Below are 14,970 nucleotides of genomic sequence, written 5' to 3'. Positions count from 1 at the left end.
CAACCTTGGAGACCGTGGTTGCGTGGCATGTCGCTGACAACGTCAGCAAAACATGCAGACAGACTGCCCGCGCCTCCATGCCGGCGCGACGAGAAACATGAACTGGAGCCGTTCCCTATTTTCGAGATGCCATTCCTCTGGAAATGGCTGTCGTGGTACAAACGCGTACTTAACGACTTTCTGCATCACCCATGGAGGGAGAAATAATGTCGATTGATTTGCAGGCGCTGTCCGCAGCCGAATTGAAGAACCTGATCGCATCCGCACAGGATCAACTGGTCAAGGGAGAACGTGAACGCATCAAGGCTGTTCGCGAGAAAATTCTGCAGTTGCTGGAAGGTGAAAATTTGGAGCTGGAGCAGGTCTTCCCGAACTCGAAGCCGAGTCCTCGGGTAAAAAATCCTGTGGCTCCCAAATATGCACATCCCGACAACCCAAGCCTGACCTGGAGTGGTCGAGGCAAGCAGCCGAATTGGTTCAAGGAGGCGCTCGCAGCGGGCAAAACTCAGGAGCAGTTGTTGCTGCCCTAGTCGTTATCCAAAGTGGCACCTGATCAGTACAGACCCAAGACAATCAGGTTTCCCTGCGGCGCGATTTAATCACCGCAAAAACAGGCCACCGCATCTTCGGTTGAATCGAACAGATCACCCTGGTTTGCGGCGAAGCGCGCCAGATCGGCATAGCTGGGACCGTCAATACGAAACCGTGTGCCACTGGCTTTGCTGGCCAGATTCAGTGATTCCATGCGTATCTACCATATGGCAGCTTCCGGTCTGGCCTTGATGAGGGCCAGTCGCTGTCCCTGTGGCTTGAGGAAGCACAAATCACAGTTGCCTTCGAGTGTGCGGCCTTTCACGGTCAACAGTTCCAGATCGAAAGGTTGCGCCTGCCAGAACGCACTGATCTCGTATACGCTGATGTTTGCATCGGCCAATGGCATGCACATCATTTCATGGCTTGATTCCGTGGAGTGACCGCGCGCCCGAATTTTGGCAACACGCCGTTGCTCGTCGGCGCGGATGCCAATGAATTGATCCCATTCTGTCCAGCCGAGACTGCGCAGGTATTTATGCATCGGCCGAATTTTCAGGCTGGTGGTGTGGGTGTGTAATAAAGTCTCATACCAAGTAATAAAGAATCATACTGAGTATTAAAGTGTCATACTAAAAAGGCAGCGATCACATCGATACGCTGCCGTTTCTAAAACATTTATGCCCCATAACGAGCTACCCAGTAGCCACTGGCCCAGTAATTGAACAGACTTTCCGGCCTAGAAATTCTAATTCATCTACCTCGCGTGGCGTAGCTCATCGTTACGCCGAAAAACTGTTCAGATATACAGTCATATCAAACTCGCGAGCATTTTGGCGGATTTTTAGTCCATATTCGTGCGCACTTTCTCATTATCGTTCAGGCGAATATTTTTAAAATTAATAGGTTATACTTCGAAATGGTCAGATAGTAGGTTTGGAAACCGCGCATGCGCGTTTTTCCAGATGGTGTATTTCGCAGAATGCTGATAAATTCATTAAATACAAATAGTTAACTGTGCGCGCTTTCACTGGTCCAACGAGGTAAACGCGTGTACGCACTAATAAAATGTTTAGGCGGTAAGGAGGTCAGGTGACACCTATTAGAGAATTGGATTCAGATTTAATAAATTCTGTGGCTAGAATTGCACCTGAGAAGATTGATGAGTTGGACTCTTTTCGGCTTCAGCATGATCTGTGCGCTGTTTTTACGAATGACAAAAAGTTTAGCTTCAGGGTCAATACTGAATCGAAAGAAGTTAAGTTGCCCACGGCGGCCTTAGAATATTTGTGGTGTGCTTGCTATGCCTTTTATGTGCTTTATCAAGAGTACGGTGTGGCAAACCAAAATAATGCAATACAGTTTGATGCAAACGGTACCGAAAGATCGCGAACGGCTATGTCTGTATATCGGTGGGGTATAGAGCAGCTAAGCAAAAATCCTGGTGAAGAATGGCCTCTTAATCTTCCGGCTCCAGTAGCAAACACGACGAATTCAAATTGCGATATTAAAGTTGCAAATGAGCTATATCTTTGCTCCGCATCGTGGATAATTCATCATGAATTCGCGCACATATACTGTGGCCACAAAAATGAGCCTATCAATGATGAAGAATCTCGTGCTCAAGAAAAGGAAGCTGATGATTCAGCAACAAAGTGGGTTCTTGAAGGGGTTTCTGATGAAGCCGTCCTAAAGAAAAGGGGGTTGGGAATAGTAATTGCGGCCCTCGTCATTACGACGCAAGACATACTGGCTGGTGAATTTAAGGAAACAACCCATCCGAGATCGTTCAATCGTCTATATGAGATTCTTGTGAACTATTTCCACGATCCGGATCATCTGGTTTATGCCTTTAGTGTCGTTATATGCCATATAAATATGACAGTTGCAGGTATGGATATCGATATAAACGGTGAAGAGACATGGAAGGGGAACCTAGAAACTTGTTTGGTGCAATTCAGTCGCCTAACAAGCGGCTGCTAGGGACTGCATTACGCTGCGCTCCATGCAGCCCCAGAGCCGAGCGTTAACCCATAGAAATTATTATCCGAAAATAATGAGTTAGAGTTAAGGTTTTAACTCGAATCCGTCCCGAAATGAGTAACAACGAGTATGATACTTTAATACTCGGTTGTAGCTCGACTCGGACGTGGTAGTGGCAATTAGTATGAATCTTTATTTTGGGTCATGTTTAATCTAAAGCGGTACGAACAGGGTTACTTGACTGTGTAGTATGAAACTTTATTCCACTCCTATAGGTGGTGCAGCCGCGAGCAACGGGATTGGGTAGGTATTGGCGCTTACGGATCAACGCCTCGAAAGGCTCACCCTGGTGGCTGGCAGTCGCGAAGTCGACTCGCGTGAATCCCGGTTCTGCATTCTGATATTCGAGCCAGTGGATAGGGATTTTCCAATGTGTGGCACAGTCGCGCACGAAGCGCAGGGTGGCTTCGACTTCTTTGCCCGTGTTGGCGAAGCAGACAACGGTATCGGCAGGCAGGCCGCAGTTGGTCTGTAAAACGCGCCACAGCATATAGGCACTGGTGCGGCCACCGGAAAAACTGATGCAGGTCGGGGTGTCAATCTTGAACGGGTCGCGCATGGGGGCGTCTCCAGGGTATCGCTGGTGGAATGGCCCGTCGTGGGCTGAGACGAATGCGCGTCAGCGGTGGAGGTGCTGGTGTGAGAGGAAAGAAGCCCCCATCGGGGGCTACGGAGGACGAAAGTCAGTTGCTATCGGGGGTTGTCGCGACAACTTGCAGGAAAATTTGTGTTGCGGTAGCGGACACTTCGAGATCGCCGGCACCATCCAGGATGCCGGTAAACACCCTGTCGCCAGGTTCGAAAAACTCACCAAAATCATCGCCACCGAACTCAGCGCGTGAACGCTCCCACCAGTCGTCGAAGGGCGCAACGTCAGGGTTGCAGCCAATTGCGTAGGCGATCAGCTTTTGACGCCCATCGGGATGGCGTTCACCATGCTCGGCGAGCCAGTAAACACCCTGATCCTTGACCAGAATGATGCGGCACTGATTGGCAACAGCTTCGGCGATGACGGGCCGCAATTCGGCTCCTTTGAAGCGTAAAGTCATACACGTTACTCCTGAGAGGATGGTATGCCGGGCAACACAGTGAAGAAGCGTTGTCCGGGGCGGGGGATTGGTGCGTATCCCGGTAGAGGCGCGGTAAGTAAACAAGGCTGGCCAGATAACCTGCCGTATAGACGGGCTGTCTGTCGCGTCATGACTTGCGCCGCAGCGGCTTTTGAATGGTGCGCACACGTATGCGACGCCAACTGCCATCGTCGATCAGCCTGAGCAATACGTCTCCGAGGGTATCGAAGAACACACCGTCAACCCGTTCGACCAACTCTCCATCGTGGCTCAGCACGACGGCATAGAGGTCGTCGGCGCGTTCGTATTGCACAGTGACGCGGCCATTGAATTTCGCCGTGCTTGTGTTGAAGCTGATAGCCGGTGGTGTAGCGATGATGTCCTTGGGCAGTGGATCAACCCAGGTGAAATCTCGCGCACCCGCATCAACCAGCAGATGCGTAATCCGACGAAAACCATCCGGTGCCGGCAGTTCCTCCAGTTGCCTGATCAGTTCCTGTAACTCCGGGCAGCGGGGTTGCGGGATCGGCAGTTTGGCGGGGGCGGAGCCGAGTACATACGTCTGGAGCTTGTAGGGCGTGCCATCAGCGGTGTATTCGGTGCGCTCTTCGGGGGTGTCTGCGCGAAGACCGTCGAAGCGATGCCGTGCGTAGGGTTCGACCTGCACCCTGGCTCCTTCGTCGGGATCTTCGGTCACGAGCGTCCGGTCAAGCACGGCGAACTCGATTCGGCCCGTCTTGACGACAATGGCATCCTCCGTCCTGGCGATGATCTTTCCTTCAAAAGGCTTGGGATCAATGTGAAAGCCCAGTGTCGACACCTTGGGCTGGCCGTCAAAAATGTTGAACCTGAAACTGCGGGCATTGGAAGGAACGTGGTCACGCACCAATGACTGCATCTGATTGCGAATGGTTTGATGATCCATGGGAAAGTCTCCAAAAAAAGGAGCTCCCCAGCCACAAGGGAGGAGAGCCCCTATGGGTGGAATGAGAAAATAACGAAAGCCAACACACCGTCGGTGTGTCGCAGTCTTGATGGCCTTGACTGCCTGGGATGTTGCCAGCTGCGCCGGCGAACATGTATTCAGCATGACGTGGCAACGGTGCGTGCATGTGGAACAACACGCATCAGTACGTGCCCGTATTGGTTAGCGCGATGTCACCCGGGTGTCTGCAATGCCTGGAGCAGACGCTGACCCAGCCAGGCTACGCATGGTACGGCCATAGAATTGCCGATCGCTTTGTAGCGGGGGTATCAGCAGCAGGTTTGCCGCCGCGATATGGCACCAGCGTCCAGCCATCCGGCATGCCCTGCAAGCGTTCACATTCGACGGGCATTAGCCGCCTGACCCTCCATTGCTGCCAGTTTTCTCCATCATGCTCAAGCGGCGTGTAATGGAAGTGAGCGTCAGGCGGGGTGACGCTGAACACGGTTGGCATGCCCTGACCGGGCTTTCCGCCGCTGGCGAGCAGCGTGCCAGCGATCTGGCCGTGACCCGATTCCAGGCGCAGTTCGCCACGCCCGTTCTGTGCAAAGGCGATGGCAGGCCAGGCCCTGGTCCGCAATGTCGGGGTGACGTCTTTTACGGCATCCGCGCCATAGTCCTGAGCGGTAAAGGCCATCATCGGGATACCTTTGTTGGCACCATCTTCCCTGTCGTCTTTGCCATGCGTTGCCGGGTTCAGTGTATGGCTGAGGGGGCCTGCCATCGACTGCACCAGAAAGTTCTCGGTGCAGATGTCATGTTTGGAACCGGCTGCCATCAGGCAGGCCGCCACGTTGACTGGCCCTGTACCGCCAGCGAAACTGAATGTCGTGACCACCTTGTCATAGGGGCTCAGTCCGGCATAGTCGCTTGCTGTCGCAGGGCCTGCTCCAGCAGCGCGGGCAGCTTCTTGCCACGGCGAGCTGCTCGCATAAGAATGCCCGCGCACGCTGTCGCGCTCAAAAAGTACTTCGCAGGGATCGAGGTCGTCTCGACCACTTGCCACAAGAAACACACGCTTGCGGCGCTGGGCGACACCGAAGTGTTGGGCGTCGAGTACCCGCCACGCGAGGCGACGGCGGGGTCCAGACACGTGACCTGCGTGCGCCCATTTTTCCCCTGGCGGGTTGAGCGCATGGCTTTCTCCGGCCAGTGCGCCCAGCAGGCAGCCAAAGGCGTTGGAGCGGTCACTGAGCACGCCAGGGACGTTTTCCCAGACGATCGTGGTGGGGGACTGATGATTTTTGAGACGGATTTGGTCAATGACATTGGCAAGCTCCACGTAGCTGAGGGTTAAGGCACCGCGAGGGTCGTTCAGTCCCCGTCGTGCGCCGGCAATGCTGAACGCCAGGCAAGGTGTCCCGCCAACCAGAATATCTGGGGCGATGACCTCGCCAGCGTGTACCTGGTTGGCGATGTGCGTCATGTCGCCGAGGTTGGGCACATGGGGGTAGCGGTGTGCGAGCACGGCACACGGGAAAGGGTCGATTTCCGAAAACCAGGCGGCTTTCATACCAAGTGGTTCCCAGGCGAGGCTGACCGCCTCGATGCCACTGCAGACGCTGCCGAATTGCAGTACATGGGGTGTAGGTTGCATGTTCATGGGGTCTCCTGTTTTTTGGTTCAGGGCCACAGGCCCAACCGTGTGTGTCGTAAATCAGGAGAAAAAGTGTCGGGGACCTGTTGGCCTCCGACTTGGTAGGAATAAACCACCTGTGGGCTGTTTCAGGATGTGGTTGTCGTCAAAACCATTCACTGTCGCAGCAATCGCACCCAGCCGTTATCGTGGTTGTGGCCGGAATCCTCTGGCATGTATCCACACACAAAGGGAGCCCAGTTTTTCGCCGTTGGGCGCGGCAACGAATACCGTCATCCCCGAAGGGTTTCCTGATGTCTGGCCTCTCAAGCAAGGCATCAGGAAACCCTTCAAGGAAGGCGGAAGTACCGGAGAAGAGGGAAAGCGTCTGGTGCGATCCGTGGACGAGTTGCCCTCTGCCTCGCTGCCGGAGCATAGCGAAGTGCGCACTGTTTAGTAGAAGGCTTGGTGCGCTGGGATTCCCGCATGGGCGCGGGGTGGAGCCATGTCATCACTGAAGATGTGGCATGGCTTTTGGGTTCAGGGCGGTTCAGGATGCCCGTGTGCTGCTGTTACGTTTGCGCGGCATAGCACGTTTGTGTTTGCCGTTGTCGATAGGCTGAGAGCCTTTGCAGTCAGGATAGCGAGGGCAAGACCAGAATGGCCCGCTTTTACCAGTACGCTGACGCATAGCGGTGCCGCATTCTGGGCATGCAGGTCCCTGTGGCACCTTGATAGACAGCGATGCTCCTCGATACTGCTGTACCAACTGCGTGATCCAGGCTGACTGCTTGTCGATGAAGACATCAAGAGTGAGCTGACCGGCTTCGATCATGTCCAGCGCCTGTTCCCAGATGGCGGTCATGCCGGGATCGGCAATGGCACCGGGAACGGCGTCGATGAGTGTGAAGGCCGCATCGGAGGCACGTACCGAACGGCCTTTCTTCTGCAGGTAACCACGGTCAAGCAATCCTTTGATGATATTGGCGCGAGTCGCCTCAGTGCCGATACCCGTGGTGTCCTTCAGCTTTTGCTTCAGGCGTGGATCGGCAACCAATTTGGCAACGCCCTTCATCGCTTTGACCAGTTCGCCCTGGGTATAAGGACGTGGCGGCGATGTCTTGAGCGCTTTGCAGTCGATTCCAGCGATCTGGCAAGACAAACCTTCATGCAGCGCTGGCAGAACCTGGCTGCGCGGAGTGGTTTCGCCATCATCGTCTGGCCTGGGCTCAGTGAGCACCTGCCGCCACCCGATGACGACGACCTGCTTGCCGACAGCCTGTAGCGTTTCACCCGCACAGGATAAGCGTGCAGTGGTGCGGTCAAACTCATGTTGCGGCAGAAACTGCGCCAGATAGTGGGCACGGATCAGCATATAGACTGCCCGTTCCTTGTCACTCATTGCCTTAAGGTTGGCGGGTTCGAGCGTGGGAATGATGCCGTGGTGCGCCGTGACTTTGCTGTCGTTCCAGGCACGTGAGCGCTGGTTGCGGTCTAGCTGGTCAACGAGCGGTCGCAGGCCAGGATCGGTCTTGAGAAGACTGTCGAGTACGGTGGGCACCTCGGCGAACATGCTGTCGGGCAGATAGCCGGAGTCTGAGCGCGGGTACGTTGTCGCTTTGTGAGTTTCGTACAGTGCCTGAGCGATTTCCAGGGTTTCCTGCACGTCCAGACCCAACTGTTTTGAACAGATTTCCTGCAGCGTGCCCAGATCAAAGGGTAACGGCGGGCCTTCACGCATGCGTTCAGTTTCGACGGACGTGATCTGTGCGCTACCAGCCGAACGCATGCGCTCCACCGCCTGCCGGGCTATGGATTCCTGCAAGCAGCGGCCGGCATCGTCTGTTGCTGTATCTGGTGCCAACCAGGCTGCAATGAAAGATTGACCTGCGCTCGATAGTGCACTCTCGACTGCCCAGAACGGTACAGAGACAAAGCATGCGATCTCGCGGTCGCGATCGACAACCAGTTTTAGCGTTGGGGTTTGTACCCGGCCCACGGAGAGGACGCCGTCGTAACCGGCATGCCGCCCCATAACGGTGAACAGGCGACTGAGATTCATGCCAATCAGCCAGTCTGCGCGGGAACGGGCCAAGGCCGAGAAGTACATCGGCAGGGTTTCGCTTGATGGCCTGAGCGTTGCCAGTGCTTTGCGGATCGACGCGTCATTTAATGCCGATAACCAGAGCCGCTGGATGGGGCCGCGATAACCGCACAGTTCGATGATCTCACGTGCGATCAACTCGCCTTCCCGGTCAGCATCCGTTGCGATGACCAGTTCGCTTGCCTTGCTCAGAAGGTCTTTGACGACGTTGAACTGCGAGGCGGTCTTGGATTTGACGTCGACGCGCCAGCGCTCGGGGATAATGGGCAATTGCTCGATAGACCAGCGTTTGTACTGCTCGCCATAGGCATCGGGCGGTGCTGCTTCAACGAGATGACCGATGCACCAGGTTATGGTGATACCTGAACCGGTGAGGCAACCTTTGCCTCGTTGGGTAGCCCCCAGTACACGTCCGATATCTTTGCCCTGGGAGGGCTTCTCGCACAGAAATAGCTTCATGGAATTCTCTCGGCACGTGAATCATGCTGTCGAGTATTCCCGGCTGGAGATTTTAAAATGATAAAGAATGAGGATTGCGAGCCAACGTATTTGAGTGTGCGAAACGCAATAGACGTCAGTGGAATAGGGGACGACCGCTGTCTGGGATCGTCCCGAAATGCGATGTGTTACTCGGTCTGTGGCCCCGGATCTGCTGACCCTGACTTGGGGCTCAGGGTGATGGCCTCGATGCGGTAAGGGAGGATGCCAACGCTGCGTGCATTGACCCGGTAAGTCGTGCGCGGGTTGTTGTTCTCATCGGTCCAGTCGTCGCGCTCCACACGTCCGCCAACCACGACCCGCATGCCTTTCTGGAACAGTCCAGCAAATTGCTCCGCATCACGATGCCACCAGTCAACTGGTCGCCAGAAACCGCCACGATCTTCAAAGGCACCGCTCTTGCCGGGGACGGGGTTGTCGAAGTAGACATTCAGACGCAACACCCGACGTGGTTCTTCGTTGCCGTTGGGGTACTCGTGGAATTCTGGCGCAGAGCCGATATTTCCCTCGCCACTGAAATGTGTACTCATATTGATGACTCCTGCTTGATGTGAAAGGCCCGCACTGGAAAGACAATGCCGGTTGAAACCGTCAACGGCGTTGTGCCGATGCCGGATATTTCATGCGGTCTTCACCTGGATGTGGCTGGCTCAGATCTGCCTGATGGCCTGTCCGGCGCAGATAAACCTCGTCGGCATGAACCAGTTTGCTGGCGCAGTCCCTGGCCTGACGTGTGAGTGTGTGCAACAGGCTAATCTGCATGTTCAGCACAGCTCGCTGGACTTCCATTGCATGTAAATCGCTGATGAGTCCGGGTGGCGTGGCCGGGTTGACCATCACCTCTTGCCATAGGGCCACGCCCATGCTGCTGCGGTCGAGGTTGCGCCAGCGCAGAAAAGTGGTGCCTGCGCCAGTGATTTGCTGGGCCAGTTGCGTCGGTAGCAGGTTGAAGGGATGGCTGCGTGCCTGCGCCAGAATTTGCCGCTGCGCCAGCACGATCAGGTCGTCGCGCAGTGCCTCGCATTGGCTGGCCCAGACTTCGAGTGCCCCTTTACCTTTAAAAGGTTTTAAAAGGCCTTTTAGGTAGCCTGCATGTTCCAACTGCTGGAAGGCGGTCTGTTCCAGCATGGTGAAACGTGTCGATGCGCTCATGCGTGGTCATCCTCGCTATTTTGTGCACCTTCGGTTGGCTTTTCGCTGGCGCTGGCAGGGGCATCCGCAGGCTCGTCCTCGTGTGAGGATGTTTGATTCGTGGTGCCTGAGTGCGCCATATGCGTTTGTCCACGCCGGATCAAAGGTGGTGCGAAGCGTGAACGGCGCGCGCCTTCGAGTACGTCCTGCGGCAGTTCTCCGAACTTTTCCACTGCGGCACGGGCTGCGGCGTTGTTGGCGGCAAAGTCGTCACGCTGGGTGCCGGAGTAGCGGTATTGCTGTGCCAGACTGAAGAGACTGCGCAGGGCATGGGCACCGTCGTTAAGCCAGCGTTCGAGAGTTGATCGGTCGATCAATGCGGTGTGGTGGGCCAGGATCAGGCGGCGGGCAAGATCGTCGTAGTCGGCCAGTAAATAGACCGCCATAAAGCCCAGTTGCGAGGAGACGAACAGTGGCAGCTTGACGGGTTGCACATTCATGTTTTCTCCAAGGCTTAGCGCGGACGGTACGTCTGCCAGTGCCTGATCCACTTGTTGGCGCAAGCTCTGGAGCTGTTCTTTGGTGAGAGACAGCTTGTCTTCGATGCGCAACATCCACCAGTCAGAGTAGGGATCGTCCTGCTCGGCCCCGCGCTTGAGCTTGTTCATGATGGAGACAAATCCGTTCAGGCCGACGATGCCGGGTTTGCCTTCTGCGGCTGCGCGTCCGTGCCAGATGCGCGATGCGTGGTGAGTATGCAGGGTCAGTGACATCGCACTGCGCAATGACCCCAGGTTCAATTGCAAGGATTCAGTGGCATTGTTTTCGTGGGCCATGGTGATGACTCTCTGTAGTGAAACGAGTCGTTAGCTTCGGCTGCAACGGGAAGGCCGTCAGTCATGAAACCGTACTGCTGGTCAGCCTGTTTTGCGAAGCGCCGGACGGCCTGCGAGGGAAGGCTGTGTGTGCAGCTATACCCGGGGTATAGGCGACTGTGGACGTCAGTGGACGATGCATGGCTATTTCTGCGTGAGTCTGTGCATCTCGTCTGGAAGGCTATGTATGCAGCTATACCCAGGGTATAGACAAGCATGGATGGTGATGGATAGGCCGACTCAGGGGGCATCCAGCAATTTGCGCAGCCGTGCCAGATGCGCCAGTGCGACATCTCTGTTCGCCGCAGGCGGCTGCGGTGGGGAGGGGGCTTCACGTGGTTTGGTGGCGGGCGTTGTTTGTGTGTTGTCCTTCTGCCCAGCCCAGGCTCGGAAATCACCGCGCAGGGCTTTCTGGATGATGCCAAACAGATAGCCTGCGGGGTTGCGAATGGTGGTTGTCGTGCAGCGGGCATCCCATTCGTCAAGGACGGATTGGTGCAAACTGGGCTCAACCGACTGCAATGCGGCCAGCGCACCGGATTGCTGCTCAGCTTTGAGTGCCATAAAGCGCTCCGGGAAATGCAGCATCCCAAGTTCTTGCGCACGCGGTACTGTAAGTACTTTTTTATTATTTTCTTTTATATGTACTGTACTGATGTTCTTCGGATTCCGAAGGGGGTTGATTTTGCTGGCGCTCAGGCCTGATTTGGAATCCGAAGTCAGGTCGCCATTATTCCGAAGAGGGGGCGTTATCCCTTCTTCGGAATCGTGATCCTTCATATCCTGTGGGTAACGTGAATCCATACGCCAGCCCTGTGCGGCCAGACGCTGTGTCAGCACCTGCAATCGGGTTGGCAGTACCTGGCCGCTGAGCATCGAATCCTGGGACATCTCCTGTAGCGTATACACACCGACACGTTGGACAGACTTGCTGGCATGGACCAGAGACTGGCTGACCAACGCCAGGTAGTCGGCGTCAAGCTGGATGGCCTCATAGGGAGTGAGTGGTTCATCGTGCAGGACATAGAGGTTGCCCAGAATGCGGCCTGTGCGTGGATCACGTCTGCGCCTGACCAGGCTGATCCATCGGGTCAGGCGCAGCATCGTCAGGGTGCGTGCGACTGTTTCGTGAGACGCTCTGGCTGCGCACGGCATGGAGGCAAGCCAGGGAGCGAGTTGATCGTACGTGGGCATCGCGGTAATACCATCCTCTGCGAGCATCAGCCGGAAAACTTGCCAGCCGTTGCGCTCAAGCGGGGTCAGCCGTCCGTCCATCAGTAGGGCCCGTGGCACACTGTCGTGGTGATTGCCGCTGAAGAGGAAACCATCCGTTGCCGCAGGCGATGAGGCGGATTGAACCGGCTTCGCAGATTGCGGTTGCAGATGGGAGAAAGCCTGGTCGAACAGCTCATTCAGCCGGATGGGGCCGTTCGTGCGTGGCTGGCCTCCTGCCATCAGGTCTGTCCTTCATCAATCCATCCGCGTATGGCACTCCAGATAACGGACAAAGGCAGATCTGTAGCTTCGGCGAGATCTGCTGCGATACCCAGCATATCCATATCGTCATTGAGTGCCACTTTCTGTGATTTAACTACAGCAGACCAGCGGTGCCACAGATTGGTATCCTGTTCTTCGGTCAGAACCGGATGGCGGCCTTTCCGTTTTGGCAATCCGATGACACTGCGGCGCAACGCGATTTCCTGATGGGTGAGCCCGAAGAACTTGCTGATAAGTTCGGTACTGGCCCCCAGGCGCAGAAGCCGGTCAATTCTGGCGACTTCTTCGGTTACCCCATCGACCTGATGCAGTAGCCGACGCAGCACATCGCGGTTGACCACGACGGAGCACCAGGACACGTTGGCGTTGGCCAGCACACTTGCCATGGCAGGATGTTTCAGTGCATCGAGGTCAGTGTCATCAAATCCCATGGACTTGGCTCTGCGCAATTGACCATTGCGCAGATCATGCAGTGCTTGTGCGATGACAGCCTGATTGAGAGGGTGTGGACCGGTCATGGTTGTGCTCCTCATGATCCGGGAATGACGTCGCCGTCATCCTGTGTGCCGTTCTCAATGTCGATCAGCCTGCGGGTCAGCCGTAGCAATCGGAACAGCTTCACCAGTGCGCTGTCATTGAGCCGCTGTGGTGCATCGTTTGCGTTATTGCTTGCGTCCAGTATCCCCTGCAATAAATGCCCGAGTAGCCCAAACCGGATCGAAGATGCGGTATCTGAAAGCGGATGTGTGGCGGGCAGATAGGGGGCGCTCAGGGCGTGCAGCAGCGCCAGCACCATGGAGGCTGACGTCTCTGTGTTGACACGGTCATCGGCGCATTTGCAACTGAATCCGATGCCATTTTCGTAGGGCTCAATAGCATCGTGCGCACCGACTTCATGGGCGATTTCTACGGCAAACTGCGCAATATGGGTGCGTAGTCGAGAAGGTTCATCCAGCGATGCCTCAATGTGCCAGATATCGGTGATCGGATACAGGCTATCGGCCTGGATTGCAAGACATTGCGTTCGAAGTCCGGCAGGGTCTCGCCAGTATGGCCGGCGACCAGCCGCTGAATCGACTGCAGCCGTTCGGTTGTGCCGGCAGGAGAAACAACATGCTGTTGCAGTAGCGCGGCATGCTCATCGTTTCCTGCCGCAGATTTGTCTTGCGAGGTGCGGCCAACAGGTTCAGACGGGGGCGATGTCGGTTGTACAGACGCCTTGCTGGTCGCTGATGGCTCGATGTTCCTGGGCGGCGTGGATTCCGATGTAACTCCGGGCGGCGTTACGGGTAATGGCGTCTTCTCTTGCAGCGTCGATGCCTCAGGTCCAGCCGCTGGTGCTTCATTGCTGAGTAACTGCCAACGCCGATCGGTGTCGGTGATCTCGAATGCCAGCGTGTCGTATTCCATCTCCAGCAGATCGGCCATTTGTCCAATCAACTCATCCTGTACGCGCTGGACACTGAAATTGCCCGGTGTGCTGTCGAACATCACCAACACATCCTGGAACAAGGTGGTGAAGTCGATGTGGCGATGCATGTTGGTGCTGCGAGCGGACCAGGCCCGTTCAGCGGCACGCCGCAGGCTGGTCAACTGCTCGACCTGATGTCTTCCCAGCCCCGCATAAAGAACCGCAGGAATGGCCGGAAGCAAGTATTGAATGGCCTCTTGCATGCGACTGATATGGGGCTGGGGTACAGGGTAGCCATCGGCCTTGAGGCGGCGGGCCAGCTCTGACTGTGACAGTGATTTCCCGGTCTCTTCTTCATAAAGCTCCCGTGCTTTATTGACGCCCAGGGCACGTTCAATAAATGACAGGCCACCGTGCAGCTCGTTCTCAGCCAGATGCCCTGTCAATGCGATGATTTCACCGCGTTCCGGCCATGGGCGGAACAAGCATGGAATGCGGAAAAAGCGTTCGTCCCTGGTCTCAGTCCAGAGCTCGCGCAGAATCGACAGTCTGGTATTGCCCCCGTTGCGAATGATATAGCCCTTTGCCCCTGGTCGCTGAGTGATGGAAGGCGGGGAGTCGAGTCCGCGCTCGCGTATTGAGGCTTTGATATCGTCGTAGAGCGGGTTGCGGGTCAGTCGTGGATCGAGTTCATAGGGTGACAATTCGTCGAGTGTGATAACCATCGCGGTTTCCGCAATAGGTGCGCTTAACACTCCGGTAATCGGTGCTTTGCTCGCGAAGCCTTCGCTCAGTAGCTTGTTGGTCAGGTCTTGTACGGAAATATCAGGCATGGCGGCCTCCCTTGTCAGGAGAGGATTGGTCAGTGGCAAACTGGTTCTGCGTACGTCGGAGCAAGGCGCGTGCATTGCGTCCGGCGCGGTAGTCGCTGGCCGTAGAGCTGGTGAAAATAGGAGGCATGCCCGGTTTGGTGAACTTCAGATGCCCACCAGAGGTACGCACAACCTCCCAGCCTTCTTGCAGTGCGTATTCGATCAGCGGTAGTAGTTGCTTGTGGCCCCGAGCTAATTCATGGAGGTGAGACATGATAGGCCCCTCCATGGTTTTTTCCGGTAATGTAGTAGAATTCGGGATGCCATAAATTACTGGTCATCATCCAGATGAGTCTAAATGCAGGTAGTGCGACCGCTAAACCGGTACAGTGGGCGGTGGCTTTACTGATACCACCTTTTGTTGATGTTTGCATGAG

General features: G+C 55.8%; 15 protein-coding genes and 2 pseudogenes. 2 read left to right on the top strand and 15 right to left on the bottom strand.

The window, feature by feature from the left end; genetic code table 11:
• Positions 1–206: 206 nt before the first annotated feature.
• A complete protein-coding gene (locus HP572_RS10500) occupies positions 207–530 on the top strand; it encodes an H-NS family nucleoid-associated regulatory protein (RefSeq protein ID WP_044202785.1) in 324 nt (107 codons plus the stop codon).
• Between the two features lie 65 nt (positions 531–595).
• Here the strand turns inward: HP572_RS10500 and HP572_RS10495 are convergent, their stop codons facing one another.
• Both HP572_RS10495 and HP572_RS10490 read right to left on the bottom strand, forming a co-directional pair.
• Positions 596–745 carry a hypothetical protein gene (locus HP572_RS10495; RefSeq protein WP_240585574.1) on the bottom strand — a complete coding sequence of 50 codons (150 nt, stop codon included), beginning with the start codon at positions 743–745 and terminating at the stop codon, positions 596–598.
• A gap of 6 nt (positions 746–751) precedes the next feature.
• Positions 752–1,075, bottom strand: a complete 324-nt coding sequence (locus tag HP572_RS10490; protein WP_240585573.1) for a hypothetical protein — start codon at positions 1,073–1,075, stop codon at positions 752–754.
• A gap of 548 nt (positions 1,076–1,623) precedes the next feature.
• Here HP572_RS10490 and HP572_RS10485 point away from each other — a divergent pair.
• Positions 1,624–2,514, top strand: a complete 891-nt coding sequence (locus HP572_RS10485; RefSeq protein WP_240585572.1) for a phage exclusion protein Lit family protein — start codon at positions 1,624–1,626, stop codon at positions 2,512–2,514.
• Positions 2,515–2,722: 208 nt separating this feature from the next.
• On the opposite strand, the gene HP572_RS10480 is transcribed toward HP572_RS10485, so the two are convergent.
• The 13 genes and pseudogenes from HP572_RS10480 to HP572_RS10420 form a co-directional block, all read right to left on the bottom strand.
• Positions 2,723–3,133, bottom strand: a complete 411-nt coding sequence (locus tag HP572_RS10480) for a hypothetical protein (protein WP_240585571.1) — start codon at positions 3,131–3,133, stop codon at positions 2,723–2,725.
• A 124-nt stretch (positions 3,134–3,257) separates the two neighbouring features.
• Entirely contained in the window at positions 3,258–3,623 is a 366-nt protein-coding gene (locus tag HP572_RS10475; RefSeq protein WP_240585570.1) for a DUF3085 domain-containing protein, read from the bottom strand.
• A gap of 148 nt (positions 3,624–3,771) precedes the next feature.
• Positions 3,772–4,569, bottom strand: a complete 798-nt coding sequence (locus HP572_RS10470) for a GTPase (RefSeq protein WP_240585569.1) — start codon at positions 4,567–4,569, stop codon at positions 3,772–3,774.
• 233 nt (positions 4,570–4,802) lie between these two features.
• Positions 4,803–6,232 (bottom strand): annotated as a pseudogene (locus HP572_RS10465) (DNA cytosine methyltransferase).
• 523 nt (positions 6,233–6,755) lie between these two features.
• Positions 6,756–8,768, bottom strand: coding sequence for a DNA topoisomerase III (locus HP572_RS10460; RefSeq protein WP_240585568.1), 2,013 nt, complete (start codon positions 8,766–8,768; stop codon positions 6,756–6,758).
• 167 nt (positions 8,769–8,935) lie between these two features.
• On the bottom strand, positions 8,936–9,337 hold the full coding sequence (locus HP572_RS10455) for a single-stranded DNA-binding protein (RefSeq protein ID WP_240585567.1): 402 nt from the start codon (positions 9,335–9,337) through the stop codon (positions 8,936–8,938).
• A gap of 61 nt (positions 9,338–9,398) precedes the next feature.
• Positions 9,399–9,959, bottom strand: coding sequence for a DUF3158 family protein (locus tag HP572_RS10450; RefSeq protein WP_240585566.1), 561 nt, complete (start codon positions 9,957–9,959; stop codon positions 9,399–9,401).
• Positions 9,956–10,774, bottom strand: coding sequence for a PFL_4669 family integrating conjugative element protein (locus HP572_RS10445; RefSeq protein ID WP_240585565.1), 819 nt, complete (start codon positions 10,772–10,774; stop codon positions 9,956–9,958). Before HP572_RS10445 ends, HP572_RS10450 begins: the two co-directional genes overlap by 4 nt.
• Positions 10,775–11,053: 279 nt before the next feature.
• The gene (locus tag HP572_RS10440; RefSeq protein WP_240585564.1) at positions 11,054–12,268 is read right to left on the bottom strand and encodes an STY4528 family pathogenicity island replication protein; all 1,215 of its coding nucleotides are present in this window, start codon (positions 12,266–12,268) and stop codon (positions 11,054–11,056) included.
• Entirely contained in the window at positions 12,268–12,828 is a 561-nt protein-coding gene (locus HP572_RS10435) for a DUF2857 domain-containing protein (RefSeq protein WP_240585563.1), read from the bottom strand. The genes HP572_RS10440 and HP572_RS10435 overlap by 1 nt, the downstream gene beginning before the upstream one ends.
• 11 nt (positions 12,829–12,839) lie before the next feature.
• Positions 12,840–14,554: pseudogene (locus HP572_RS10430) on the bottom strand (ParB family protein).
• Entirely contained in the window at positions 14,547–14,807 is a 261-nt protein-coding gene (locus HP572_RS10425; RefSeq protein ID WP_137739913.1) for a type II toxin-antitoxin system HicA family toxin, read from the bottom strand. Before HP572_RS10425 ends, HP572_RS10430 begins: the two are co-directional and overlap by 8 nt.
• Positions 14,791–14,967, bottom strand: a complete 177-nt coding sequence (locus HP572_RS10420; protein WP_240585562.1) for a hypothetical protein — start codon at positions 14,965–14,967, stop codon at positions 14,791–14,793. The genes HP572_RS10425 and HP572_RS10420 overlap by 17 nt, the downstream gene beginning before the upstream one ends.
• Positions 14,968–14,970 lie beyond the last annotated feature (3 nt).

The organism is Pectobacterium sp. PL64 (genome assembly GCF_022477975.1).
GTDB lineage: Bacteria > Pseudomonadota > Gammaproteobacteria > Enterobacterales > Enterobacteriaceae > Pectobacterium > Pectobacterium jejuense.
The sequence above is the reverse complement of the archived record's forward strand: the minus strand, read 5'-3'. Positions and strand labels throughout refer to the sequence as shown.

Excerpts from the sequence above, each read along its gene's own strand:
- HP572_RS10500 (WP_044202785.1), top strand. The coding sequence starts at position 207 with ATGTCGATTGATTTGCAGGCGCTGTCCGCAGCCGAATTGAAGAACCTG.
- HP572_RS10495 (WP_240585574.1), bottom strand. The coding sequence starts at position 745 with ATGGAATCACTGAATCTGGCCAGCAAAGCCAGTGGCACACGGTTTCGT.
- HP572_RS10490 (WP_240585573.1), bottom strand. The coding sequence starts at position 1,075 with ATGCATAAATACCTGCGCAGTCTCGGCTGGACAGAATGGGATCAATTC.
- HP572_RS10480 (WP_240585571.1), bottom strand. The coding sequence starts at position 3,133 with ATGCGCGACCCGTTCAAGATTGACACCCCGACCTGCATCAGTTTTTCC.
- HP572_RS10475 (WP_240585570.1), bottom strand. The coding sequence starts at position 3,623 with ATGACTTTACGCTTCAAAGGAGCCGAATTGCGGCCCGTCATCGCCGAA.
- HP572_RS10470 (WP_240585569.1), bottom strand. The coding sequence starts at position 4,569 with ATGGATCATCAAACCATTCGCAATCAGATGCAGTCATTGGTGCGTGAC.
- HP572_RS10460 (WP_240585568.1), bottom strand. The coding sequence starts at position 8,768 with ATGAAGCTATTTCTGTGCGAGAAGCCCTCCCAGGGCAAAGATATCGGA.
- HP572_RS10455 (WP_240585567.1), bottom strand. The coding sequence starts at position 9,337 with ATGAGTACACATTTCAGTGGCGAGGGAAATATCGGCTCTGCGCCAGAA.
- HP572_RS10450 (WP_240585566.1), bottom strand. The coding sequence starts at position 9,959 with ATGAGCGCATCGACACGTTTCACCATGCTGGAACAGACCGCCTTCCAG.
- HP572_RS10445 (WP_240585565.1), bottom strand. The coding sequence starts at position 10,774 with ATGGCCCACGAAAACAATGCCACTGAATCCTTGCAATTGAACCTGGGG.
- HP572_RS10440 (WP_240585564.1), bottom strand. The coding sequence starts at position 12,268 with ATGGCAGGAGGCCAGCCACGCACGAACGGCCCCATCCGGCTGAATGAG.
- HP572_RS10435 (WP_240585563.1), bottom strand. The coding sequence starts at position 12,828 with ATGACCGGTCCACACCCTCTCAATCAGGCTGTCATCGCACAAGCACTG.
- HP572_RS10425 (WP_137739913.1), bottom strand. The coding sequence starts at position 14,807 with ATGTCTCACCTCCATGAATTAGCTCGGGGCCACAAGCAACTACTACCG.
- HP572_RS10420 (WP_240585562.1), bottom strand. The coding sequence starts at position 14,967 with ATGCAAACATCAACAAAAGGTGGTATCAGTAAAGCCACCGCCCACTGT.